This window comes from Streptococcus oralis subsp. tigurinus (genome assembly GCF_002093545.1).
Taxonomy (GTDB): domain Bacteria; phylum Bacillota; class Bacilli; order Lactobacillales; family Streptococcaceae; genus Streptococcus; species Streptococcus oralis_C.
The window spans coordinates 195,818-216,678 of the sequence record NZ_LNVF01000001.1; the positions used below are offsets into that span (position 1 = coordinate 195,818).

At 42.2% G+C, this 20,861-nt stretch carries 24 protein-coding genes and 2 pseudogenes; 24 read left to right on the plus strand and 2 right to left on the minus strand.

Annotation, left to right across the window (positions count from 1 at the left end; all coding sequences use genetic code 11):
* Positions 1–91: 91 nt before the first annotated feature.
* The 3 genes from ATE34_RS00920 to ATE34_RS10920 all read left to right on the plus strand — a co-directional run bounded on the left by ATE34_RS00920 (position 92) and on the right by ATE34_RS10920 (position 2,686).
* Entirely contained in the window at positions 92–784 is a 693-nt protein-coding gene (locus ATE34_RS00920; protein ID WP_084910688.1) for a YwaF family protein, read from the plus strand.
* 143 nt (positions 785–927) lie between these two features.
* Positions 928–2,472 carry a peptide chain release factor 3 gene (locus ATE34_RS00925; protein ID WP_000155103.1) on the plus strand — a complete coding sequence of 515 codons (1,545 nt, stop codon included), beginning with the start codon at positions 928–930 and terminating at the stop codon, positions 2,470–2,472.
* A gap of 10 nt (positions 2,473–2,482) precedes the next feature.
* The gene (locus ATE34_RS10920) at positions 2,483–2,686 is read left to right on the plus strand and encodes a hypothetical protein (protein ID WP_142357475.1); all 204 of its coding nucleotides are present in this window, start codon (positions 2,483–2,485) and stop codon (positions 2,684–2,686) included.
* Positions 2,687–2,876: 190 nt separating this feature from the next.
* Here the strand turns inward: ATE34_RS10920 and ATE34_RS00930 are convergent, their stop codons facing one another.
* On the minus strand, positions 2,877–3,830 hold the full coding sequence (locus tag ATE34_RS00930; protein ID WP_084910690.1) for an aromatic acid exporter family protein: 954 nt from the start codon (positions 3,828–3,830) through the stop codon (positions 2,877–2,879).
* A 49-nt stretch (positions 3,831–3,879) separates the two neighbouring features.
* Complete coding sequence (gene sstT, locus ATE34_RS00935; protein WP_084910692.1) at positions 3,880–5,091, minus strand: serine/threonine transporter SstT; 1,212 nt, start codon at positions 5,089–5,091, stop codon at positions 3,880–3,882.
* A 150-nt stretch (positions 5,092–5,241) separates the two neighbouring features.
* On the opposite strand from sstT, the gene ATE34_RS00940 reads away from it, so the two are divergent.
* From ATE34_RS00940 to ATE34_RS01040, 21 genes and pseudogenes are all read left to right on the plus strand, one after another.
* Positions 5,242–5,802 carry a mechanosensitive ion channel family protein gene (locus ATE34_RS00940; RefSeq protein WP_084910694.1) on the plus strand — a complete coding sequence of 187 codons (561 nt, stop codon included), beginning with the start codon at positions 5,242–5,244 and terminating at the stop codon, positions 5,800–5,802.
* Positions 5,803–5,859: 57 nt separating this feature from the next.
* The gene (locus ATE34_RS00945; RefSeq protein ID WP_000899718.1) at positions 5,860–6,768 is read left to right on the plus strand and encodes a magnesium transporter CorA family protein; all 909 of its coding nucleotides are present in this window, start codon (positions 5,860–5,862) and stop codon (positions 6,766–6,768) included.
* 17 nt (positions 6,769–6,785) lie between these two features.
* On the plus strand, positions 6,786–7,313 hold the full coding sequence (locus ATE34_RS00950) for a YqeG family HAD IIIA-type phosphatase (protein ID WP_084910696.1): 528 nt from the start codon (positions 6,786–6,788) through the stop codon (positions 7,311–7,313).
* Between the two features lie 2 nt (positions 7,314–7,315).
* The gene (gene yqeH / locus ATE34_RS00955; RefSeq protein WP_061597969.1) at positions 7,316–8,422 is read left to right on the plus strand and encodes a ribosome biogenesis GTPase YqeH; all 1,107 of its coding nucleotides are present in this window, start codon (positions 7,316–7,318) and stop codon (positions 8,420–8,422) included.
* Positions 8,423–8,633: 211 nt separating this feature from the next.
* The gene (gene yhbY / locus ATE34_RS00960; RefSeq protein WP_061597968.1) at positions 8,634–8,945 is read left to right on the plus strand and encodes a ribosome assembly RNA-binding protein YhbY; all 312 of its coding nucleotides are present in this window, start codon (positions 8,634–8,636) and stop codon (positions 8,943–8,945) included.
* Positions 8,946–8,997: 52 nt separating this feature from the next.
* Positions 8,998–9,627 carry a nicotinate-nucleotide adenylyltransferase gene (locus ATE34_RS00965; RefSeq protein ID WP_061597967.1) on the plus strand — a complete coding sequence of 210 codons (630 nt, stop codon included), beginning with the start codon at positions 8,998–9,000 and terminating at the stop codon, positions 9,625–9,627.
* The gene (gene yqeK / locus ATE34_RS00970) at positions 9,627–10,220 is read left to right on the plus strand and encodes a bis(5'-nucleosyl)-tetraphosphatase (symmetrical) YqeK (RefSeq protein WP_084910698.1); all 594 of its coding nucleotides are present in this window, start codon (positions 9,627–9,629) and stop codon (positions 10,218–10,220) included. The genes ATE34_RS00965 and yqeK overlap by 1 nt, the downstream gene beginning before the upstream one ends.
* Positions 10,221–10,721 carry a cysteine hydrolase family protein gene (locus tag ATE34_RS00975; RefSeq protein WP_061597965.1) on the plus strand — a complete coding sequence of 167 codons (501 nt, stop codon included), beginning with the start codon at positions 10,221–10,223 and terminating at the stop codon, positions 10,719–10,721.
* 12 nt (positions 10,722–10,733) lie between these two features.
* Positions 10,734–11,087: a ribosome silencing factor gene (gene rsfS, locus ATE34_RS00980; RefSeq protein ID WP_001003021.1), complete on the plus strand. Its 354-nt coding sequence runs from the start codon at positions 10,734–10,736 to the stop codon at positions 11,085–11,087.
* Positions 11,088–11,198: 111 nt separating this feature from the next.
* On the plus strand, positions 11,199–11,939 hold the full coding sequence (locus ATE34_RS00985; protein WP_084910700.1) for a class I SAM-dependent DNA methyltransferase: 741 nt from the start codon (positions 11,199–11,201) through the stop codon (positions 11,937–11,939).
* 9 nt (positions 11,940–11,948) lie between these two features.
* On the plus strand, positions 11,949–13,046 hold the full coding sequence (locus tag ATE34_RS00990) for a nucleotidyltransferase (RefSeq protein WP_084910702.1): 1,098 nt from the start codon (positions 11,949–11,951) through the stop codon (positions 13,044–13,046).
* Positions 13,047–13,178: 132 nt separating this feature from the next.
* A complete protein-coding gene (locus tag ATE34_RS00995; RefSeq protein ID WP_000388572.1) occupies positions 13,179–13,433 on the plus strand; it encodes a type II toxin-antitoxin system Phd/YefM family antitoxin in 255 nt (84 codons plus the stop codon).
* Between the two features lie 3 nt (positions 13,434–13,436).
* The gene (locus tag ATE34_RS01000; RefSeq protein ID WP_084910704.1) at positions 13,437–13,691 is read left to right on the plus strand and encodes a Txe/YoeB family addiction module toxin; all 255 of its coding nucleotides are present in this window, start codon (positions 13,437–13,439) and stop codon (positions 13,689–13,691) included.
* A gap of 209 nt (positions 13,692–13,900) precedes the next feature.
* Entirely contained in the window at positions 13,901–14,035 is a 135-nt protein-coding gene (locus tag ATE34_RS01005; protein WP_001815749.1) for a type I restriction endonuclease, read from the plus strand.
* A pseudogene (locus tag ATE34_RS10925) lies at positions 14,032–14,322 on the plus strand (KilA-N domain-containing protein); the annotation flags it as partial. The gene ATE34_RS01005 and the pseudogene ATE34_RS10925, both read left to right, overlap by 4 nt.
* A 109-nt stretch (positions 14,323–14,431) precedes the next feature.
* Positions 14,432–15,196: a DUF6994 family protein gene (locus ATE34_RS01015; RefSeq protein WP_084910706.1), complete on the plus strand. Its 765-nt coding sequence runs from the start codon at positions 14,432–14,434 to the stop codon at positions 15,194–15,196.
* A 150-nt stretch (positions 15,197–15,346) separates the two neighbouring features.
* Positions 15,347–15,595, plus strand: a pseudogene (locus ATE34_RS01020) (recombinase family protein); the annotation flags it as partial.
* Between the two features lie 81 nt (positions 15,596–15,676).
* Positions 15,677–17,290 (plus strand): ribonuclease Y, encoded by a 1,614-nt coding sequence (locus tag ATE34_RS01025; RefSeq protein WP_084910710.1) that lies wholly within the window; start codon positions 15,677–15,679, stop codon positions 17,288–17,290.
* A gap of 134 nt (positions 17,291–17,424) precedes the next feature.
* Positions 17,425–18,051, plus strand: coding sequence for a guanylate kinase (gmk, locus tag ATE34_RS01030; RefSeq protein ID WP_000775041.1), 627 nt, complete (start codon positions 17,425–17,427; stop codon positions 18,049–18,051).
* Between the two features lie 24 nt (positions 18,052–18,075).
* Entirely contained in the window at positions 18,076–18,390 is a 315-nt protein-coding gene (gene rpoZ / locus ATE34_RS01035; RefSeq protein ID WP_002874282.1) for a DNA-directed RNA polymerase subunit omega, read from the plus strand.
* 65 nt (positions 18,391–18,455) lie between these two features.
* Entirely contained in the window at positions 18,456–20,852 is a 2,397-nt protein-coding gene (locus ATE34_RS01040) for a primosomal protein N' (RefSeq protein ID WP_084910712.1), read from the plus strand.
* Positions 20,853–20,861 lie beyond the last annotated feature (9 nt).

Here is a 20,861-nt window from a genome sequence, read left to right on the forward strand (position 1 = left end):
AACTGAAAAGAAATAGAAATTGAAAAATCGCTTTTAATTCGCTATAATGGTTAAACTAGAGAATAGAGAAAATAAGAGTTAGGATAAAAATATGTTCCATCAATTTATCACCAGATCTCAGACGGTTCCTCCTCCTATTCCACTCTTTTGGTATGGGGCTATGATGCTTCTTTTAGTGCTTTGTATTTATGGGGCACTTGCTTATCACAAAAATCCGAAATTTGTCCGCTTGTTTAAGTGGATTCAGATTCTCCAGTTGCTGGCCCTATATAGTTGGTATGTTGGTTTTGGGATTCCATTTTCTAATAGCCTTCCATTTTATCATTGTCGTTTGGCTATGTTTGCGGTGATTTTCTTGCCTGATAAATGGCGGAGCAAGCAATATTTTTCCCTCTTAGGAGCAAGTGGAGCTGTCTTTGCCTTGGTTTACCCCGTTTTTGATCCCTATGATTTTCCCCATATCACCAGTTTTTCATTTTTGATTGGGCACTATGCCCTTTTGGTGAATTCCTTGGTTTACTTGATGAATCACTATGATAAGACCTTGCTCAAGAAATATATGATTGTAGCCTATACCTTTATCCTCAATCTCTTTCTAGTTGGGGTTAATCAGGTGACGGGTGGAAATTATGGTCTCTTAAGAGATACACCGTTTATCTCGAATGCTCCTCTATGGCTAAAGTACCTCCTTGTGTCGGCCATCCTTTCACTGGCTCTTGTTCTCTTTGATATCTTGTTCAAGAAACGGTGGAAAAAGAGAAATCAGGCGCAATCTGTGCTCTAGCTTGCCTTTTCATCGGATGAGCAATTGAAAAACTCCCCAAAATCCGATATAATGGAGAGTTGAAAGGAATAGTAAAATCCAATGTAAAAATCATTCTTAACTACTGAAACAACTAAAAATAGAACATCAAAGAAAGAGAACTTATGACTATTCAAGAAGAAATTAAGAAACGCCGTACCTTTGCCATCATCTCCCACCCGGACGCGGGGAAGACAACCATCACTGAGCAGTTGCTCTACTTCGGAGGCGAGATTCGTGAGGCCGGTACTGTAAAAGGAAAGAAAACAGGAACTTTTGCCAAGTCTGACTGGATGGATATCGAGAAACAACGTGGGATTTCGGTCACTTCATCTGTTATGCAATTTGACTACGACGGAAAACGTGTCAATATCCTAGATACGCCAGGGCACGAGGACTTCTCAGAAGATACCTATCGTACCTTGATGGCGGTGGATGCTGCGGTCATGGTCGTGGACTCTGCCAAGGGTATCGAGGCCCAAACCAAAAAATTGTTTGAGGTTGTGAAACACCGTGGCATTCCCGTTTTTACCTTTATGAACAAGCTGGACCGTGATGGTCGTGAACCACTAGATCTCTTGCAAGAACTAGAAGAAGTCTTGGGTATTGCAAGTTATCCAATGAACTGGCCAATCGGGATGGGGAAAGCTTTTGAGGGCTTGTATGACCTCTATAACCAACGTTTAGAACTTTATAAAGGTGATGAGCGTTTTGCTAGTCTAGAAGAAGGGGACAAGCTCTTTGGAAGCAATCCTTTCTACGCTCAGGTTAAGGACGACATCGAACTTTTGCAAGAAGCGGGAAATGAATTTTCAGAAGAAGCTATTCTGGCTGGAGAATTAACACCTGTATTCTTTGGATCAGCTCTTACTAACTTTGGTGTGCAGACCTTCCTTGAGACCTTCCTTAAGTTTGCCCCTGAACCACATGGACACAAGAAAACAGATGGCGAAATTGTGGATCCTTATGACAAGGATTTCTCAGGATTCGTTTTTAAAATCCAAGCCAACATGGATCCTCGTCACCGTGACCGTATTGCCTTTGTTCGTATCGTATCGGGCGAATTTGAGCGTGGGATGAGTGTTAACCTTCCTCGTACTGGTAAGGGAGCTAAGCTGTCGAATGTTACCCAGTTTATGGCTGAAAGTCGTGAGAATGTAACCAATGCTGTTGCAGGAGATATCATCGGGGTTTACGATACCGGTACTTATCAGGTTGGAGACACTTTGACGGTTGGAAAAAATAAGTTTGAATTTGAACCACTGCCAACCTTTACTCCTGAGATTTTTATGAAAGTTTCTGCTAAGAACGTCATGAAACAAAAATCCTTCCACAAGGGGATTGAGCAATTGGTGCAAGAGGGAGCCATTCAGCTTTACAAGAATTACCAAACAGGCGAGTATATGCTGGGTGCTGTCGGACAACTCCAGTTTGAAGTCTTTAAGCACCGCATGGAAGGCGAGTACAATGCAGAAGTGGTCATGAGCCCAATGGGTAAAAAGACTGTTCGTTGGATCAAGCCTGAGGACTTGGATGAACGGATGTCATCAAGCCGCAATATCTTGGCTAAGGACCGCTTTGACCAACCAGTCTTCCTCTTTGAAAATGACTTTGCCCTCCGCTGGTTTGCGGATAAATATCCAGACGTAGAGTTGGAGGAAAAAATGTAAATCGTTACAAATGACTAGCAACATAAAGTTGCTGTCATTTGACGGTAACCGCTATGGCGGTCTACCTAAACGCTTCACTAGTAAAAATCCACGAATATTATCGATTCGTGGATTTTTCCGTCGTAATGGTAAGGAATTGAACTACCTAACTGCCTCACTAACTGAGTTTTACAAATCGATTCCATTTGTAAAACTCAGTGTCGTAGCTCAGTAAATTTATTTGAATGTGTAACAATCTAAGTAATTAACGCCAAGTTTCTATGGACTTGGCTAGGCGCTCCACTAGTAAAGTTTTACGAATATTATCGATTCATGGATTTTTTCATATAGTAAAGGTAATTGAAGTCAAAGGTAAATTAAAAACCCCAGAGAAATCATGTTACATGAATTCTTCTGAGGTTTTTCTAGTTTCCATATTTTTGGTAAAAATCGACCTTGACCTGGATAAAGGTTTCGGCTTCGCGTAGTAGCTGTAGGAGAGTGGCACGGGTCTCAAACTCCTCACGTGTTTTAGGGAGACTCCGATTGCGGAAGACTTGCAGATAGCGTTCGATGTCATCAAGTAGGCCATGAGCAGGATTGGTCTGACTTAGCTGGGCAGCAATCTTAGAAAAGAGCTGGGCCAAAATCAAACTCTCACTTGCGGCCAGATGACAGGTATTAATCTGCTGGGCCATATTTCGCAGGATGCGACTTTGTCGCTGTCTCATCTCAAAGTAGTGGATGTGGTAGTCCGTTTGGTGAAAGAGATGATCTGAGTGGTCCAAATAGACCAGCTTGAGGGCTTCCTCAAGAAGGCTATCTAATTGGTCAACGAGTTGGGCTTGATTGCGTCCGTCTCCTCTTGACAGATAGTATTTAAAGCGAAGCAGGATGTCTTTTAACTTTTCTTCGACCTGAAGGTGGTAGCTTTGGATGGCTTTTTCGCGAGAAGGCATGTAAAGGTTGACCAACAGAGCAAAGCTTGTCCCGATGAGAAAGAGGAGCACTTCATTGAGCAAGAGAGCTGGAGAAGTAGACTCCTGTACCAAGAGATGACCAACTAAGACACTGCTAGGTGTGATGCCGATTTCCCAACCCATTTTATAGGCTAGAGGCACATAGAGAGCCAGATAGAGGCCTAGGCTCCATATGTGAAAGCCCGTAAGCTGAAAGGCTAGAACGCCGATAGCGAGCGCTAGGAGCATGGGAAAGAGGCGGTTTCGAGCCAATTTCAGCGTACTTCTGCGCGTGTCGGAAAGGCTTAAGAGGGCGATAATGCCAGCTGAAACAGCTGATGATAAATCTAAAAAATAAGCGAGAAAACAAGCGAGACAGGTCGCTAAGATCAGTTTTGTCGTGCGTTGAGTGAGGGACATGAAAATTTCCTAAACTAATAGAATCAAGTATTTAATGAGAAATCAGAGACTAGGGGCGAAGTTTTCGGTTTGTAGCATACTCAGCAACCGCTGTAAAGAGGACATCTGTTGAAGAGTTCAGAGCTGTTTCGCAGGAGTCTTGCACGACTCCGATCACAAATCCGACTCCGACAACCTGCATAGCCAAGTCGTTGGAAATCCCAAAGAGGCTACAAGCGACAGGAATGAGGAGAAGCGATCCCCCAGCAATTCCAGATGCCCCGCAGGCAGAAATGGCAGCCACTACACTGAGTACAAATGCTGTCCCAAAGTCTACCGAGATTCCGAGTGTATTGACAGCAGCCAGGGTCAGGACATTTATGGTAACGGCAGCGCCAGCCATATTGATGGTCGAACCAAGCGGGATGGAAACAGAGTAGGTGTCAGGACTCAGCCCCAAGTCTTGGCAGAGTTTCATATTGACAGGGATATTTGCAGCAGAGCTACGAGTGAAAAAGGCTGTAATACCACTGACACGTAGGCATTTCAAAACAAGGGGATAGGGATTTTTCCTCATAAAGAGAAAGGCGATGAGAGGATTGACGATGAGAGCAACAAAGGCCATGGTAGCAATCAAGAGTCCTAGGAGGACACCGTAGTTAGCCAGACTGGCAATGCCTTTGTCGGAAATCGTCTTGAAAACCAAACCTAAAATCCCAAAGGGTGCTAGATTGATAATCCATTCCACGATTTTAGAGGTGACATCCGCCATGGTTTTCAGCAATTCTTTACTGTGTTTACTTGCTTCTCTCATAGCCAAGCCAAAGATGACTGCCCAAGAGAGAATCCCGATATAGTTGGCTTGGACAATAGCATTTAAGGGATTGTCCACCAGTTTGAGCAAGAGATTGCTGAGGACTTGACCGATACCGTCAGGAGCAGCAACTTCTGTATTTGCACTGGTCAGGGTGATTTGCACAGGCAGTAAGAAGCTAGCTAGAACGGCTACCAAAGCAGCAGCAAAGGTTCCAAGCAAGTATAGGAAAATAACAGTCTTCATATTAGTATTTTGCCCCTTTTGGTGTTGGGAAAGGGCATTGGCAACAAGGGCAAAAACCAAAATAGGAGCGATGGCTTTCAGTCCGCCTACAAAGAGATCTCCAAGTAGACCAATTCCTGTAAGGTTTGGGAAGAGCATCCCTAATGTAGCTCCCAAAATCATTCCAATAAGGATTCGTTTGATGAGGCTTGCCTTGGTCCAGGCTCTAATGATTCGTTTCATAGCAGTCTCCTTCAAAATGTATTGTTTATAATTATAGTATAAATATGCTATAGAGGCAAGTGATATTTTGAAAACAGGAACGATAATTGAATAATTATGAAAGAAAAGAGAACGGCGATTTTATGGTATAATAGGGAAAAGGAGTTTTATATGCAAGATTTTTTTCAACGTTATTTTGATAAACTTGATTTGACAACCATGTTAGAGAATCTCTTGACTAAGGTGATTTCTCTTTTGATTTTGTTTTTACTATTTTATATAGCTAAAAAGATGCTTCATGCGACTGTACGAAAGATTGTCAAGCCCTCACTTAAATTTTCAAATCGGGATGCAGGAAGACAAAAGACCATTTCTCGTTTGCTGGAGAATGTCTTTAACTACATTCTTTATTTCTTTTTGCTCTACTGTATCCTGTCTATTTTAGGACTGCCAGTTTCTAGCCTCCTTGCTGGTGCGGGGATTGCCGGGGTGGCCATTGGTATGGGGGCACAAGGTTTTCTATCTGATGTTATTAATGGTTTCTTCATCCTCTTTGAACGCCAGCTTGATGTGGGTGATGAAGTGGTCCTCACAAATGGACCGATTACCGTCTCTGGAAAGGTCGTTAGTGTAGGAATACGTACAACACAACTGCGCGGTGATGATCAAGCTCTTCACTTTGTTCCTAACCGCAATATTATCGTTGTTAGTAATTTATCCCGTACTGAATAGTCCGACTATTTTAGCAGATTTGTGGTACAATAGAAGGAGTTTGGTAAAGGAGAGAGTATGCTATTTGTAGAGAAAAAACTAGGTCACGATCGTACTTGGATAGACCTTGATGTGGATAAGATTAAAAATATGGAAGATCTTTCTGATATCTATGGATTGGACAAGGAAACCATCGAGTATGCTCTGGATAGAAATGAACGAGCCCACATGGATTATAACCGTGAAACGGAGACGGTAACCTTTATTTATAATGTTCTCGATTTAGAAAAAGACAAAGAATATTATGAAGCGATTCCGATGACCTTTATCGTTGAAAAACAACGGCTGATTACTATCAGCAATCACAAGAATACTTATGTGATTAAACGCATGGCAACCTACCTTGAAAGCCATGAAATTATTTCAATCTACAAATTTCTTTTTGCCAGTTTAGAGATTATTAGCAATGCTTACTATCCAGTTATTGAAGAGATGGATAAAAGTAAGGATGAAATCAGTGCACTTCTTCGTCAAAAAACAACTAAAAAAAATCTTTTCGCCCTCTCTGACTTGGAAACTGGTATGGTTTACCTGACAGCAGCTGCTAAACAAAATCGTCTCCTCTTGGAACACATCCAAGGGCATGCTCTTTATCGTAATCTTAATGAGGTAGAAAGAGAGCAGTTTGACGATGCTATGATTGAAGCCCATCAGTTGGTTTCAATGACAGACTTAATATCTCAAGTCTTACAACAACTCTCAGCCTCTTACAACAACATCCTAAATAATAATCTGAATGATAATTTGACAACTTTGACAATTATCTCAGTCTTGCTAGCTATCCTTGCGGTTATTACAGGATTTTTCGGAATGAATGTTCCCTTACCGTTTACAGATGAACCAAATGCTTGGATTTATATTTTGATAGCTAGTCTCATTTTATGGGCAGTCTTAGCTCAATGTTTAAAGAAAATTGCTAGAAATTAAAAAGAAAAGGAGCCGGAATGGCGATTGAAAATTACATGCCAGATTTTGCTGTGGAAGCAGTCTATGATCTGACAGTCCCAAGCTTGCAGGCGCAGGGGATCAAGGCTGTTTTGGTCGATTTGGACAATACCCTCATTGCTTGGAATAACCCTGATGGGACGCTAGAGATGAAGCAATGGTTACATGACCTTCGGGATGCAGGTATTCGCATCATCGTGGTCTCAAATAACACCAAAAAACGGGTCCAACGTGCAGTTGAGAAATTTGGAATTGATTACGTTTATTGGGCCTTGAAGCCTTTCACATTTGGGATTGACCGTGCTATGAAGGAATTCCACTATGAGAAAAGTGAAGTGGTCATGGTCGGCGACCAACTCATGACGGATATACGAGCAGCCCACCGTGCAGGGATTCGCTCAATCTTGGTCAAACCCTTGGTCCAACATGACTCCATCAAAACGCAAATCAACCGAGCTCGTGAGCGTCGTGTCATGAAGCAAATTACTGAAAAGTACGGACCGATTACATATAAAAAAGGAATTTAACTATGGAAGAAATTCTCTGTATTGGTTGTGGAGCAACCATTCAGACGACAGACAAGGCTGGTCTGGGATTTACACCCCAATCGGCACTTGAAAAAGGGTTGGAGACTGGCGAAGTCTATTGCCAACGCTGTTTCCGTCTCCGTCATTACAATGAAATCACAGATGTCCAGTTGACGGACGATGATTTCCTCAAGCTCTTGCATGAGGTGGGAGACAGTGATGCCTTAGTGGTCAATGTCATTGATATCTTTGACTTTAATGGCTCTGTCATCCCAGGCTTGCCACGTTTTGTATCAGGCAATGATGTTCTCTTGGTTGGAAATAAAAAAGATATCCTGCCCAAGTCAGTTAAACCGGGCAAGATTAGCCAATGGCTCATGGAGCGTGCCCACGAAGAAGGTCTTCGCCCTGTGGATGTCATCCTGACTTCAGCACAGAATAAGCATGCTATCAAGGAAGTCATTGACAAGATTGAACACTACCGTAAGGGCCGCGATGTCTATGTCGTTGGCGTGACCAACGTTGGAAAGTCAACCCTTATCAACGCTATTATCCAAGAAATCACGGGCAACCAGAATGTCATCACGACTTCACGCTTCCCAGGGACAACCTTGGACAAGATTGAGATTCCTCTTGACGACGGATCTTATATCTACGATACACCAGGGATTATCCACCGTCACCAGATGGCCCACTACTTGACGGTTAAAAACCTCAAGTATGTCAGCCCTAAAAAGGAAATCAAGCCCAAAACCTATCAGCTCAATCCTGAACAAACCCTGTTTTTAGGTGGTTTGGGACGCTTTGACTTCATTGCAGGTGAGAAGCAAGGTTTCACAGCCTTCTTTGACAATGAACTCAAACTCCATCGTACCAAGCTTGAAGGCGCTAGTACCTTTTATGACAAGCACCTTGGAACTCTTCTGACACCACCAAATACTAAGGAAAAAGAAGATTTTCCAAAACTAGTCCAACATGTCTTTACCATCAAGGACAAAACCGACCTAGTCATCTCAGGCCTAGGCTGGATCCGCGTAACAGGCACCGCCAAAGTCGCCGTCTGGGCACCAGAAGGCGTCGCCGTCGTCACACGAAAAGCCATTATTTAAAATAAAATAGCTGAGCGAACAAAGTGAGCTCATAAAAAGATAGTTATTGTCATGGTGTGATTGCCAATCGTTAGATTGGCAAGGGGCACAATTGAGATCTAGGCTCAATTGTGAGGTCAGGAAATCCATTTTTCAAAGATGAAGTCTTTGAAAAATTAGTTCCGACCGTCCCCCCCCACCTAAAATAACTATCAAAAAAGGAAGAAAGATCATGTCATTAACATCGAAACAACGTGCCTTCCTCAACAGCCAGGCACACACCCTCAAACCCATCATACAAATCGGAAAAAATGGACTCAACGACCAAATAAAAACCAGCGTTCGTCAAGCTCTTGATGCCCGTGAATTAATCAAGGTAACGCTCTTGCAAAACACAGATGAAAACATCCATGAAGTAGCTGAAATCTTGGAAGAAGAAATTGGTGTAGATACTGTCCAAAAAATCGGACGCATCTTGATCTTGTTTAAACAATCCAACAAGAAAGAAAATCGCAAGATTTCCAAGAAAGTCAAAGAAATCTAAGACTGAAACTCCAAGAAACTGTTTTTACAGAGAATTAAAGGAAGATGAGCCTATGGCAATCGAATTATTGACTCCCTTTACTAAGGTAGAGTTGGAACCAGAAATCAAGGAGAAAAAACGCAAACAAGTTGGGATTTTAGGGGGGAATTTTAATCCCGTTCACCATGCCCATCTTGTTGTGGCGGACCAAGTACGACAACAGTTAGGACTGGATCAGGTCCTGCTTATGCCTGAATACCAACCTCCTCACGTGGACAAAAAAGAAACCATCCCTGAGCACCATCGTCTTAAAATGCTTAAGTTAGCGATTGAGGGGATTGAAGGTCTAGCCATTGAAACAATCGAGCTAGAGCGCAAGGGCATTTCTTACACCTACGACACCATGAAGATTTTGACAGAGCAACATCCAGATACGGATTATTACTTCATTATCGGTGCTGATATGGTGGACTATCTGCCTAAGTGGTACCGAATTGATGAGTTGGTCGACATGGTTCAGTTTGTAGGGGTTCAGCGCCCACGCTACAAGGCTGGGACTTCCTATCCAGTTATCTGGGTGGATGTGCCTCTCATGGACATCTCGTCCAGCATGGTGCGTGACTTCATTGCCCAAGGTCGGAAACCTAACTTTCTCCTGCCTCAGCCAGTTCTAGACTACATCGAGAAGGAGGGGCTCTACTGATGGCATATCAAGACTATATCAACTGCTCCCGTGAGGCTTTGTTGGAAAAAATGGCAGAGCTTCTACCTGAAAAACGCTTAACCCACTGTCTAGGTGTGGAGCGTGCAGCTATAGAACTGGCTCAGCGATTTGGAGTCGATGCCGAGAAAGCCGGTCTAGCAGGCCTCCTTCATGACTATGCTAAAAAGTTATCAAATCAGGAATTTCTAGACTTGATTGACCGTTATCAGCTAGACCCTGACCTCAAAAACTGGGGCAATAATGTTTGGCATGGGATGGTTGGCATCTACAAAATCAAGGAAGATTTGGATTTGCATGTTCCAGAAATCCTGCGAGCTATCGAAATCCATACAGTTGGGGCTGGTCAGATGAGCGACCTAGATAAAGTTGTCTACGTCGCAGATTATATCGAACACAATCGTGCCTTTCCTGGAGTGGATGTGGCGCGTGAAATTGCGGAGCTATCTCTCAATAAGGCAGTGGCCTACGAAACAGCGCGAACTGTGGAGCATTTAGCTCATCAGGGATTTCCTATCTATCCCCAAACCCTTGCAACCTATAACGCCTATGTGCACTATTTGAAAGAGGACTAAATGAAGACAGCTTTTATAATCATTGATGTTCAGAATATTTTAGTGGAAACTGGGTTTCAGGCAAAAGGTCTATTGGAAAAAATTTCTTATTTACAAAACCAAGCTAGAAGTAAGAATATCGAAATTATCTATGTTCAACGTATTGAGAATCCTGAAGCCCAAACATCAGAAGATTGGCAGTTATCTACGCTTTTAAATCGAAAACCTGATGAAAAGGTCTTTCAGAAGAAGTATAATAGTATTTTCAAAGAAACTGGCTTAAAAGAATACTTGGATAAACAGGGAATTGAAAAATTAGTTTTATGTGGCATGCAGACAGAATATTGTGTGGATACCTCTGTCAAGGTTGCCTTTGAATATGGCTATAAGCTTATTATTCCAGAAGGAACTTGCACAACGTTTGATGGTGATGACATTCCAGCAGAAACGATAAATGAATTTTATGAGGACATTTGGGAGGGGCGCTTTGCAGATGTCCTAGATTACAAACATATTTTCTAGAAAGAGGACTAAATGAACGAAAAAGAATTACTAGAACTAGTCGTGAAAGCGGCTGATGAGAAACGTGCGGAGGATATCCTCGCACTTGATGTACAAGATTTGACCAGTGTTACAGACTACTTTGTCATCACGAGCTCGATGAATAGCCGTCAGTTAGACGCTATCGCTGATAATATCCGTGAAAAAGTAGCTCAAGCTGGTGTTAAAGGCAGCCATGTCGAAGGTGATGCAGCTGGAGGCTGGGTCTTGCTGGACCTTGGCGGTGTCGTTGTGCATATCTTCTCAGAAGAAATGCGTGCCCACTATAACCTAGAAAAACTATGGCATGAGGCGAATTCAGTAGATTTATCTGAAACTTTGGCGTAGAAGATGAACTCAGTTGTAGTCAACTGGGTTTATTTGCTTATTTTAGAAGAAAATTGATGGAAAGGTGAGGGCGAGTGGTGTTTGCCATGGAGGCTCTTGGTATCATGTTTTATGGCGACATATGAAACTTTTGCGGCTGTTTACGATGCTGTGATGGATGATAGTTTATACGATAAATGGACGGATTTTTCCCTCCGTCATTTGCCAAAGACTAAGGGGAGAAAGAAACTCTTGGAGCTGGCTTGTGGGACAGGCATCCAGTCAGTGCGCTTTTCTCAGGCTGGTTTTGATGTAACTGGACTTGATTTGAGTGCTGATATGTTGAAGATTGCGGAGAAGAGAGCGACTTCAGCCAAGCAAAAGATTGATTTTATTGAAGGCAACATGCTGGATTTGTCCAAGGCAGGGAAATATGATTTTGTCACGTGTTATTCGGACTCTATCTGCTACATGCAGGATGAGGTGGAAGTAGGGGATGTCTTTAAGGAAGTCTATAATGCCCTCAATGAAGATGGTGTCTTTATTTTTGATGTGCATTCGACTTACCAGACAGATGAAGTTTTTCCAGGCTATTCTTACCATGAAAATGCGGAAGATTTTGCCATGCTTTGGGACACCTATGAGGACGAAGCACCTCACTCCATCGTGCATGAGTTGACCTTCTTTATCAAGGAGGCTGACGGTTCCTTTAGTCGCCACGATGAAGTTCATGAGGAGCGAACCTATGAGGTTTTGACCTATGATATTTTGCTGGAACAGGCTGGTTTCAAGTCTTTCAAACTCTATGCGGACTTTGAGGACAAGGAGCCGACAGCAACCAGCACCCGTTGGTTTTTTGTTGCGCAGAAGTAGGAGAACATCATGACCATCACAGGTATTATCGCGGAATTCAATCCCTTTCATAATGGGCACAAATACTTGCTGGATCAAGCAGAGGGACTGAAAATCGTAGCCATGTCAGGGAATTTCATGCAGCGTGGAGAGCCTGCTATCGTGGACAAGTGGGCACGGGCTCAGATGGCGCTTGAAAATGGCGCAGATTTAGTAGTGGAATTGCCCTTTTTAGTCAGTGTTCAGGCGGCGGATTTCTTCGGTCAAGGGGCTGTGGATATCTTGGCTCGGTTAGGCATTGATAGCCTAGCTTTTGGGACAGAGGAAGTTCTGGATTACCAGAAAATTTCTGACTTATACACAGAGCAAGGTGCTAAGATGGAGAAATTTGTGGAAAATCTGTCTGATTCCCTCTCTTATCCCCAGAAAACCCAAGCTATGTGGAAGGAATTTGCAGGTCTTGATTTTTCTGGCCATACCCCCAATCATGTTCTGGCTTTGGCCTATGCCAAGGCGGTTGCAGGACGAAACATCAAGCTTGAGCCGATTCAGCGTCAGGGGGCTGGTTACCATTCTGTGGATAAGAATGTGGACTTTGCCTCGGCGACAGCCCTCCGTCAGCATCAATCAGACCAAGGTTTCTTAGAACGCTTTATGCCTTCGGTTGCCCTCTTTGAGCAGACCAGTAAGGTGAGCTGGGAAGACTATTTTCCCTTGCTCCGCTATCAAATTTTGTCAAATCCCGACCTTACCACCATCTATCAGGTCAATCAAGAAATGGCTGTGCGCATCAAGGAAGCTATCAAAACAGCCCAGTCTGTTGACGAATTGGTCGAGGCAGTTGCGACCAAACGCTACACCAAGGCGCGTGTCAGACGCCTCTTGACTTATATCTTGGTGCAGGCCAGAGAAAGCGACTTGCCAGAAGGCATCCATGTCCTTGGCTTTACTGAAAAAGGCAGACAGCACCTCAAGTCTCTGAAAGAGCAGCTCCATCTAGTCAGCCGAATTGGAAAAGAACCTTGGGATACCATAACACAAAAGGCAGACCAGATTTACCAACTAGGACAGCCAAGTATAGCAGAGCAGAATTTCGGAAGAGCGCCGATTAGAATAGAAACAAACTAAGTCTACTGAAAGGTAGGCTTTTTTAGAAGATTTTCGAATAAATAGATAGAAAAGAAGAATCTTGTACAAGTTCCTGACAATTTCTTTCTTTTTGTGTATAATAGTGGAAAAGAGGTAAAATGAGGTATGGTTATGGAAGCAGTTCTTTACTCAACATTCCGAAATCATTTAAAGGACTACATGAAAAAGGTAAACGATGAATTTGAGCCTTTAACAGTGGTCAATAAAAATCCAGATGAGGATATTGTAGTCCTTTCAAAGAGCGAGTGGGATAGTATTCAGGAAACCCTGAGAATCGCTCAAAATAAGGAACTTTCTGACAAGGTCTTGCGAGGAATGGCTCAAGTTCGTGCTGGAAGCACTCAGGTCCATGTTATTGAGGAGTGAGAAATGCTGCTCAAGTTTACAGAAGATGCCTGGGCGGATTATTGCTATTGGCAAAACCAAGATAAGAAAACATTAAAAAGAATCAATAAATTAATCAAGGATATTCAACGCGATCCTTTTATAGGAATGGGGAAACCAGAACCACTCAAGTATGACTACCAAGGAGCCTGGTCACGTCGTATTGATGCAGAAAATCGCTTGATTTATATGATGGATGGGGATAACATCGTTTTCTTGTCCTTCAAAGATCACTACTAAGTCTACTGAAAGGTAGGCTTTTTTATTTTAGAAATTTTAGTTAGCAGATTGAAGATAAAATTTTTGGAAAATGACAGATTTCCTAAGTTAGAAAATCAGTGAAAAATTTTAGTATAATAACTAGATTCTTGTCCCTTGAATCCGCTTAATAACTCTTATTTTGTGGTATAATGAAGAGAATTATTAATAATAAAAACAGGGGGGAGCAAATGTCTAATTTTAAAGAAAAACTACCGATATTCCAGTCGAACGATGTTCAGATTTCAAATGTAGTCAATGCAGTTTGGTCGATTGCGAACACCTTACGTGGAGCTTATCGTTCGGATAAGTATCGAGTGATGTAATTAAAAATTGGATGAGAAGAAAAGATACAATTGAGTTTCTTGGTTTATGGAAAAGCTTAAACAACATGAATTTTAATTCGGTCGAATTCGACCGAATTAAATCGGAAGCTGGATATAATTCATTTACATTGTCTCCTAAGAAATGGGTAGAGAAAACTGGAGCAATCAAAGAATATCTCTTAAAAGATCTTACCAACGAACAGTTGTCTTACAAGTATGTAAGTGAAGCAGATATGATCAATGTTGTTTTATTTAACAAAAGAGCTAAACAGTGGCGTGAAGAAAATAGGAACAATTAGTACAACACTTGTAGTAGTTACGGGAGTAAGTGCGAGTGTGCTTGGAGGAAAATTTGACTTTAAATTGCCTAAAAAGATTTAATGGAGAATAATAAATATGAAGTTTAAAAATTATCTATTTGATTTATATCCTTATTTTCCCAAAGGTTTTTCATTAGATTATGATTATAGAAAGGATCCTGATGTATGTAGTAAGGCGTTGTACGATGATTTATGTGAGATGTTTTTTGATGATGATTCAAAAGAAAAACTTAAAATAACATCTGTATGTAATAAATGCCAAAACTTTGGAAAAGGAGATTTTTATACTTTATTTATTGATAAGGATAAGTATTTATTATCAAGTGATTATATAGGAGCTTCTATTTATTGGGCAAAAGAGGCAGGATTAAACGACAGAATAATTTTAGATCATTTGAAAATTTCAAGAACAATAGGTGGACACATTCTTTTCCCTAGAGGTGGTGGAAAAGAAACCGTTAATCAGGCTAGAGGTGGAAAAAACGGATATTATGATCGTTTTGATTTAACACTATATGCTATAAAAGAATGGTTTGTGAGAAATAATAATTCAAAAATAGATTATGCTATAGAGAATTACCATGAATGGTTTGAACTATTTATTGATGATGATAATTGTAAAAATGGATTTAAGAACTTTGTCGAGTTTTTCAAGTTAGAAGGATTTATATATGAGCAAAATAAAATTATAGATTTAATTAAATCAGATTTAGAGAACAATCAGGTTGTCTTTTTAGATAAAGAAGATATTTCGATTGCTAGCACAGAAGAAGAATATATAAGATATATGAAAAATCTTAATATCATTATTCTAGAAAGAACTAAAAAAATATTATTATAAAGATTTCAGCACCAGTTAAATAAAATGTGCGTTTTCTTTATCAAAAAAATTAATAAAAGAGGTTACCAAGAGGGATAAATTTTCACTATTAAAGTGTAGGGGGAATTTATCCTTTTTGCTTTTGAGGTAGAAGAGAAATCTATTGAATTATCCTATGAATATGTAGATGATGGATATAGTGGTTCTAATTTTGAGCGACCAAATTTTAAGAATATGATTGATGACCTGAATAAAGGAAAGTTTTCTATCATTATGGTAAAAGATTTATCTCGTTTCGGCAGAGATTATATCGAGTCAGGAAAGTACTTACAAAAGATATTTCCTGAAAAAGGTATTCGCTTTATATCTGTAAATGATAACTATGATAGTGATAATGCGGATGTTAGCGATATCCATTTAAGGTTTGTTTAAATTCTTTTTTTATGATAGAATATTAAGGAATGTATGTCATTCGATAAACAAATTTAATGAGGTAAAAACATGGAAATCATGACACTTGCGATTGCTGTTTTTGCCGTCATCATTGGTTTAGTCATTGGATATGTCAGCATCTCAGCTAAGATGAAATCATCTCAAGAGGCTGCAGAGTTGATGCTTCTAAATGCTGAACAAGAAGCAACTAATTTACGAGGACAAGCTGAGCGCGAAGCGGATTTATTGCTAAATGAAGCCAAGAGCGAAAGCAAGTCTCTTAAAAAAGAAGCACTATTGGAGGCCAAAGAGGAAGCCAGAAAATACCGTGAAGAAGTGGACGCTGAATTTAAGTCAGAACGTCAGGAGCTCAAGCAAATTGAAAGTCGTTTGACGGAGAGAGCTACGAGCCTTGACCGTAAAGATGACAATTTGACGGACAAAGAAAAAACACTTGAACAAAAAGAACAAAGTATTTCTGATAGAGCAAAAAACCTTGATGCACGTGAAGAGCAATTAGAGGAAGTCGAAAGACAAAAAGAAGCTGAACTTGAACGTATCGGTTCCCTTTCCCAAACTGAGGCTCGAGATATTATCTTGGCTCAGACAGAGGAAAACTTGACCAAGGAAATTGCTAGCCGCATTCGTGAGGCTGAGCAAGAAGTCAAGGAACGTTCAGACAAGATTGCGAAAGATATCTTGGTTCAGGCTATGCAGCGTATCGCTGGTGACTATGTAGCAGAGTCAACAAACTCAACAGTTCACCTACCAGATGATACCATGAAGGGACGCATTATCGGACGCGAAGGTCGAAATATTCGTACCTTTGAAAGTTTGACAGGGGTCGATGTGCTTATCGACGATACACCGGAAGTGGTGACCTTGTCAGGATTTGATCCGATTCGTCGTGAAATTGCTCGTATGACCATGGAAATGTTGCTCAAAGATGGCCGTATCCACCCAGCTCGTATCGAGGAGTTGGTGGAGAAAAACCGTCAGGAGATTGACAATAAGATCCGCGAATACGGTGAGGCTGCTGCCTATGAGATTGGTGCGCCAAACCTCCATCCAGACTTGATGAAGATTATGGGACGCTTGCAGTTCCGTACTTCTTATGGACAAAATGTCTTGCGTCATTCGATTGAAGTTGCTAAGCTATCTGGTATCATCGCCAGTGAACTTGGTGAAAATGTAGCTCTTGCACGTCGTGCTGGATTCCTTCATGACATCGGAAAAGCTATTGACCGCGAGGTTGAAGGTAGTCACGTTGAGATTGGTACAGAGTTGGCTCGTAAGTACAAGGAACACCCAGTTGTGGTGAATACCATTGCTAGCCACCACGGCGATGTGGAAGCCGAAAGCGTCATTGCAGTGATCGTTGCTGCAGCAGATGCCTTGAGTGCAGCGCGTCCAGGTGCTCGTAGTGAATCTCTTGAAAGCTACATCAAGCGTCTCCATGATTTGGAAGAAATCGCCAATGGCTTTGAAGGAGTGCAAAATAGCTTTGCCCTTCAAGCAGGACGTGAAATCCGTATCATGGTTAATCCAGGACAAATCAAGGACGACAAAGTCACAATCTTGGCTCACAAAGTTCGTGAGAAAATTGAAAACAATCTCGATTACCCAGGAAATATCAAGGTAACCGTGATCCGCGAACTTCGTGCAGTAGATTATGCTAAATAAATAAGAAAGAGCAGTTGAAAAATTACTGCTTTTTTGTTACACTAGATAGAAAGACTGTAGAAGGATAACTGACGCTATCATCAGTATCCGAGAGAAATTTTACTTTATTTCACAGACTAACTAAAGGAGACATAATGGCAGACCGAGGCTTGCTAATCGTTTTTTCTGGTCCTTCAGGAGTTGGGAAAGGAACGGTTAGAAGAGAGATTTTTGAGAGTTCTGAGAATCAATTTCAATACTCTGTATCGATGACGACGCGCGCGCAACGTCCTGGTGAAGTGGACGGAGTGGACTATTTCTTCCGTACTCGTGAAGAGTTTGAAGAGCTGATCCGTCAAGGTCAGATGTTGGAATATGCAGAATATGTCGGTAACTACTATGGAACTCCTCTGACCTATGTCAACGAAACCCTAGATAAGGGAATCGATGTCTTTCTTGAGATTGAAGTTCAGGGAGCTCTTCAGGTTAAGAAAAAGGTTCCAGATGCTGTCTTTATCTTTTTAACGCCACCAGACTTGGATGAATTGCAAGATCGTTTGGTAGGTCGTGGAACAGATAGCGCTGAAGTGATTGCCCAACGAATCGAAAAAGCTAAGGAAGAAATTGCCCTCATGCGTGAGTATGATTATGCCATTGTCAACGATCAGGTGCCCCTCGCTGCTGAACGTGTCAAGCGTGTGATCGAAGCTGAACACTTCCGTGTGGACCGTGTCATTGGTCACTACCAGGAGATGTTGCCAAAATCTCCAACTACTCGATAAACTATAGGAAACAGGTACAAGCAAATGATGTTAAAACCCTCTATTGATACCTTGCTCGACAAGGTGCCATCAAAATATTCACTCGTAATCTTGGAAGCAAAACGTGCCCACGAACTAGAAGCAGGTGCGCCAGCAACTCAAGAGTTTAAGTCTGAAAAATCAACTCTTCGTGCTTTGGAAGAAATCGAGTCAGGCAATGTAACCATTCACCCAGATCCAGAAGGAAAACGTGAAGCGGTTCGTCTCCGTATCGAAGAAGAAAAACGCCGCAAAGAAGAAGAAGAAAAGAAAATCAAAGAGCAAATTGCTAAAGAAAAAGAAGATGGTGAAAAAATTTAAGGTTGGGGGGACTCAATCTTATTTTTTCTATTGCAAGAATTTATTGACAAGGAGGAGGTGAGAAGATGGCAATCGCAAAGATTATTGTGGATGTTCCCCTGATGCAGACGGACCAGCCCTATAGTTATAAGGTCCCAGAGGAATTTGTAGAGATGCTGGAAGCCGGTATGCGGGTTCATGTCCCCTTCGGTAAGGGCAATCGTTTGATCCAAGGGATTGTGTTGGGCTTGGAGTCCCAGTCGGATGAAGAAGTGGCAGATCAGGACTTGAAAGAGATTGCAGAAGTTCTAGACTTTTCTCCCGTCTTGACCCAGGAGCAACTCTGGCTGGCTGAGGAGCTTCGTAAGTCAGTCTTTTCTTACAAGATCTCCATTCTAAAAGCCATGCTTCCAGGATTTTTAAACTCCAGTTATGATAAGATTCTCTATCCTCTAGAAGGTCTGAGTCAGGAGGACCGAGAGCGCTTGTTTGGTTCAGAAAATTCGCTAGCCTTTTCTTCTCTAGATTTGGCCAAGCAGGCAGAAATGATGCGATTGACCAGGAAAGGTCTGCTCCGCTTAGAATACCAGGCAGTCGATCAAAAGAAGGTCAAGACTCAGTCTTGGTATGTGGTTAATGCTAATCGACTAGAGCAGATTGAGATTTCTGCGCGTGCCAAGAAAAAGTTAGAATTGAGAGACTATCTGCTGTCTCATCCTGAAAGTGCTCCTCTGGCTAGCTTGTTAGAATTCTACTCGCGCGAGCAAGCCAACTTCTTTGTGGAGCAAGGAGCTGTGTCCATAGTCCAAAAGGAAGTGCAACGCTCAGCTGCTTATTTTGAAGGCATTGAAGCTAGTACACCTTTGGAATTGAATCCTGAACAAAGACAGGCGCGTGATACGGTTGTCAGTGCTATTGGCAGTCAACAGCCTCCATTCCTCCTTCAAGGGATTACAGGAAGTGGGAAAACTGAGGTTTACTTGCAGATTATCCAAGGAGCCTTGGACAAGGGTAAGACGGCTATTTTGCTGGTACCTGAGATTTCTCTGACGCCACAAATGACGGAGCGTTTCATTGCTCGTTTTGGCGAGAAAGTGGCCATTCTTCACTCAGGCCTGTCCAATGGTGAAAAGTACGACGAATGGCGCAAGGTTGAGCGTGGCGATGCTCAGGTAGTGGTTGGGGCCAGATCAGCTATCTTTGCTCCACTGAAAAATTTGGGTGTCATGATTATCGATGAGGAACATGAGGCTAGCTATAAACAAGACAGCAATCCCCGTTATCATGCTAGAGAGGTCGCCATTTTACGGGCCCGGTACAATCAAGCAGCCCTAGTCCTTGGTTCGGCAACACCGAGCTTAGAGAGCCGTGCACGGGCTGGAAAAGGTGTCTATCAACACTTACGACTAACCCAACGAGCTAATCCTTTAGCCACGATTCCTGAGGTTCAAGTGATTGACTTTCGAGACTATATCGGACAGAATGAGACATCAAACTTTACCCCTCCTTTGCTAGAGGCCATCCAAGACCATTTGGATAAAAAAGAACAGGTAGTCCTCATGCTCAACCGTCGAGGTTATTCTAGCTTTGTTATGTGTCGGGAGTGTGGGACCGTGGATACTTGTCCCAACTGTGACATTTCTCTGACTCTCCACATGGATACCAAGACCATGAACTGCCATTACTGTGGCTTTTCTAAGGGAATTCCTCATGTCTGTCCCAACTGTCAGAGCCGCAGTATTCGTTACTATGGGACGGGGACTCAGAAAGCCTACGATGAGCTAGCAGAGCTTTTTCCTCAGGCCCGCATTCTGCGGATGGATGTGGATACGACCCGTAAGAAAGGCAGCCACCAAGCTCTTCTTGACCAGTTTGGGCGAGGGGAAGCAGATATCTTGCTGGGAACTCAGATGATTGCCAAGGGCTTGGATTTTCCAAATGTGACCCTAGTCGGAGTGCTCAATGCGGATACGGCCTTGAATCTACCTGATTTTCGCTCTTCTGAGAGAACCTTCCAACTCTTAACTCAGGTGGCTGGTCGTGCAGGTCGTGCGGAAAAGGCTGGGCAGGTCTTGATCCAGTCATACAATCCTGAGCACTATGCTATTCGTTTTGCAAAAGATCAGGATTATGAAGGTTTTTATGCCTATGAAATGAGTATTAGGCGCCAACTCGGCTATCCGCCTTATTATTTCACTATTGGGATTACCCTCTCTCACAAGAAAGAAGAAGAGGTTGTCAAACGTGCCTATGAAGTTATGGGAATTTTGCGATCAGGTTTATCGGAAACTAGTAAAATCCTTGGACCGACACCAAAACCCATTGCCCGTACCCACAACCTTTATCATTACCAGATTTTGATTAAATACCGTTTAGAAGATGAGCTGGGTCCAACCCTCAACCAGGTCTTGGCCTTGACTCAAGAACGTGAAAATAGCGAGCTTCGTCTCAGCATTGACCATGAGCCGCAGCAATTTTTATAAGAAGGAGAA

What these genes read in the sequence shown, in the direction of transcription:
- ATE34_RS00920 (WP_084910688.1), top strand. Translation starts at nt 92, where the DNA reads ATGTTCCATCAATTTATCACCAGATCTCAGACGGTTCCTCCTCCTATT.
- ATE34_RS00925 (WP_000155103.1), top strand. Translation starts at nt 928, where the DNA reads ATGACTATTCAAGAAGAAATTAAGAAACGCCGTACCTTTGCCATCATC.
- ATE34_RS10920 (WP_142357475.1), top strand. Translation starts at nt 2,483, where the DNA reads ATGACTAGCAACATAAAGTTGCTGTCATTTGACGGTAACCGCTATGGC.
- ATE34_RS00930 (WP_084910690.1), bottom strand. Translation starts at nt 3,830, where the DNA reads ATGTCCCTCACTCAACGCACGACAAAACTGATCTTAGCGACCTGTCTC.
- sstT (WP_084910692.1), bottom strand. Translation starts at nt 5,091, where the DNA reads ATGAAACGAATCATTAGAGCCTGGACCAAGGCAAGCCTCATCAAACGA.
- ATE34_RS00940 (WP_084910694.1), top strand. Translation starts at nt 5,242, where the DNA reads ATGCAAGATTTTTTTCAACGTTATTTTGATAAACTTGATTTGACAACC.
- ATE34_RS00945 (WP_000899718.1), top strand. Translation starts at nt 5,860, where the DNA reads ATGCTATTTGTAGAGAAAAAACTAGGTCACGATCGTACTTGGATAGAC.
- ATE34_RS00950 (WP_084910696.1), top strand. Translation starts at nt 6,786, where the DNA reads ATGGCGATTGAAAATTACATGCCAGATTTTGCTGTGGAAGCAGTCTAT.
- yqeH (WP_061597969.1), top strand. Translation starts at nt 7,316, where the DNA reads ATGGAAGAAATTCTCTGTATTGGTTGTGGAGCAACCATTCAGACGACA.
- yhbY (WP_061597968.1), top strand. Translation starts at nt 8,634, where the DNA reads ATGTCATTAACATCGAAACAACGTGCCTTCCTCAACAGCCAGGCACAC.
- ATE34_RS00965 (WP_061597967.1), top strand. Translation starts at nt 8,998, where the DNA reads ATGGCAATCGAATTATTGACTCCCTTTACTAAGGTAGAGTTGGAACCA.
- yqeK (WP_084910698.1), top strand. Translation starts at nt 9,627, where the DNA reads ATGGCATATCAAGACTATATCAACTGCTCCCGTGAGGCTTTGTTGGAA.
- ATE34_RS00975 (WP_061597965.1), top strand. Translation starts at nt 10,221, where the DNA reads ATGAAGACAGCTTTTATAATCATTGATGTTCAGAATATTTTAGTGGAA.
- rsfS (WP_001003021.1), top strand. Translation starts at nt 10,734, where the DNA reads ATGAACGAAAAAGAATTACTAGAACTAGTCGTGAAAGCGGCTGATGAG.
- ATE34_RS00985 (WP_084910700.1), top strand. Translation starts at nt 11,199, where the DNA reads ATGGCGACATATGAAACTTTTGCGGCTGTTTACGATGCTGTGATGGAT.
- ATE34_RS00990 (WP_084910702.1), top strand. Translation starts at nt 11,949, where the DNA reads ATGACCATCACAGGTATTATCGCGGAATTCAATCCCTTTCATAATGGG.
- ATE34_RS00995 (WP_000388572.1), top strand. Translation starts at nt 13,179, where the DNA reads ATGGAAGCAGTTCTTTACTCAACATTCCGAAATCATTTAAAGGACTAC.
- ATE34_RS01000 (WP_084910704.1), top strand. Translation starts at nt 13,437, where the DNA reads ATGCTGCTCAAGTTTACAGAAGATGCCTGGGCGGATTATTGCTATTGG.
- ATE34_RS01005 (WP_001815749.1), top strand. Translation starts at nt 13,901, where the DNA reads ATGTCTAATTTTAAAGAAAAACTACCGATATTCCAGTCGAACGATGTT.
- ATE34_RS01015 (WP_084910706.1), top strand. Translation starts at nt 14,432, where the DNA reads ATGAAGTTTAAAAATTATCTATTTGATTTATATCCTTATTTTCCCAAA.
- ATE34_RS01025 (WP_084910710.1), top strand. Translation starts at nt 15,677, where the DNA reads ATGGAAATCATGACACTTGCGATTGCTGTTTTTGCCGTCATCATTGGT.
- gmk (WP_000775041.1), top strand. Translation starts at nt 17,425, where the DNA reads ATGGCAGACCGAGGCTTGCTAATCGTTTTTTCTGGTCCTTCAGGAGTT.
- rpoZ (WP_002874282.1), top strand. Translation starts at nt 18,076, where the DNA reads ATGATGTTAAAACCCTCTATTGATACCTTGCTCGACAAGGTGCCATCA.
- ATE34_RS01040 (WP_084910712.1), top strand. Translation starts at nt 18,456, where the DNA reads ATGGCAATCGCAAAGATTATTGTGGATGTTCCCCTGATGCAGACGGAC.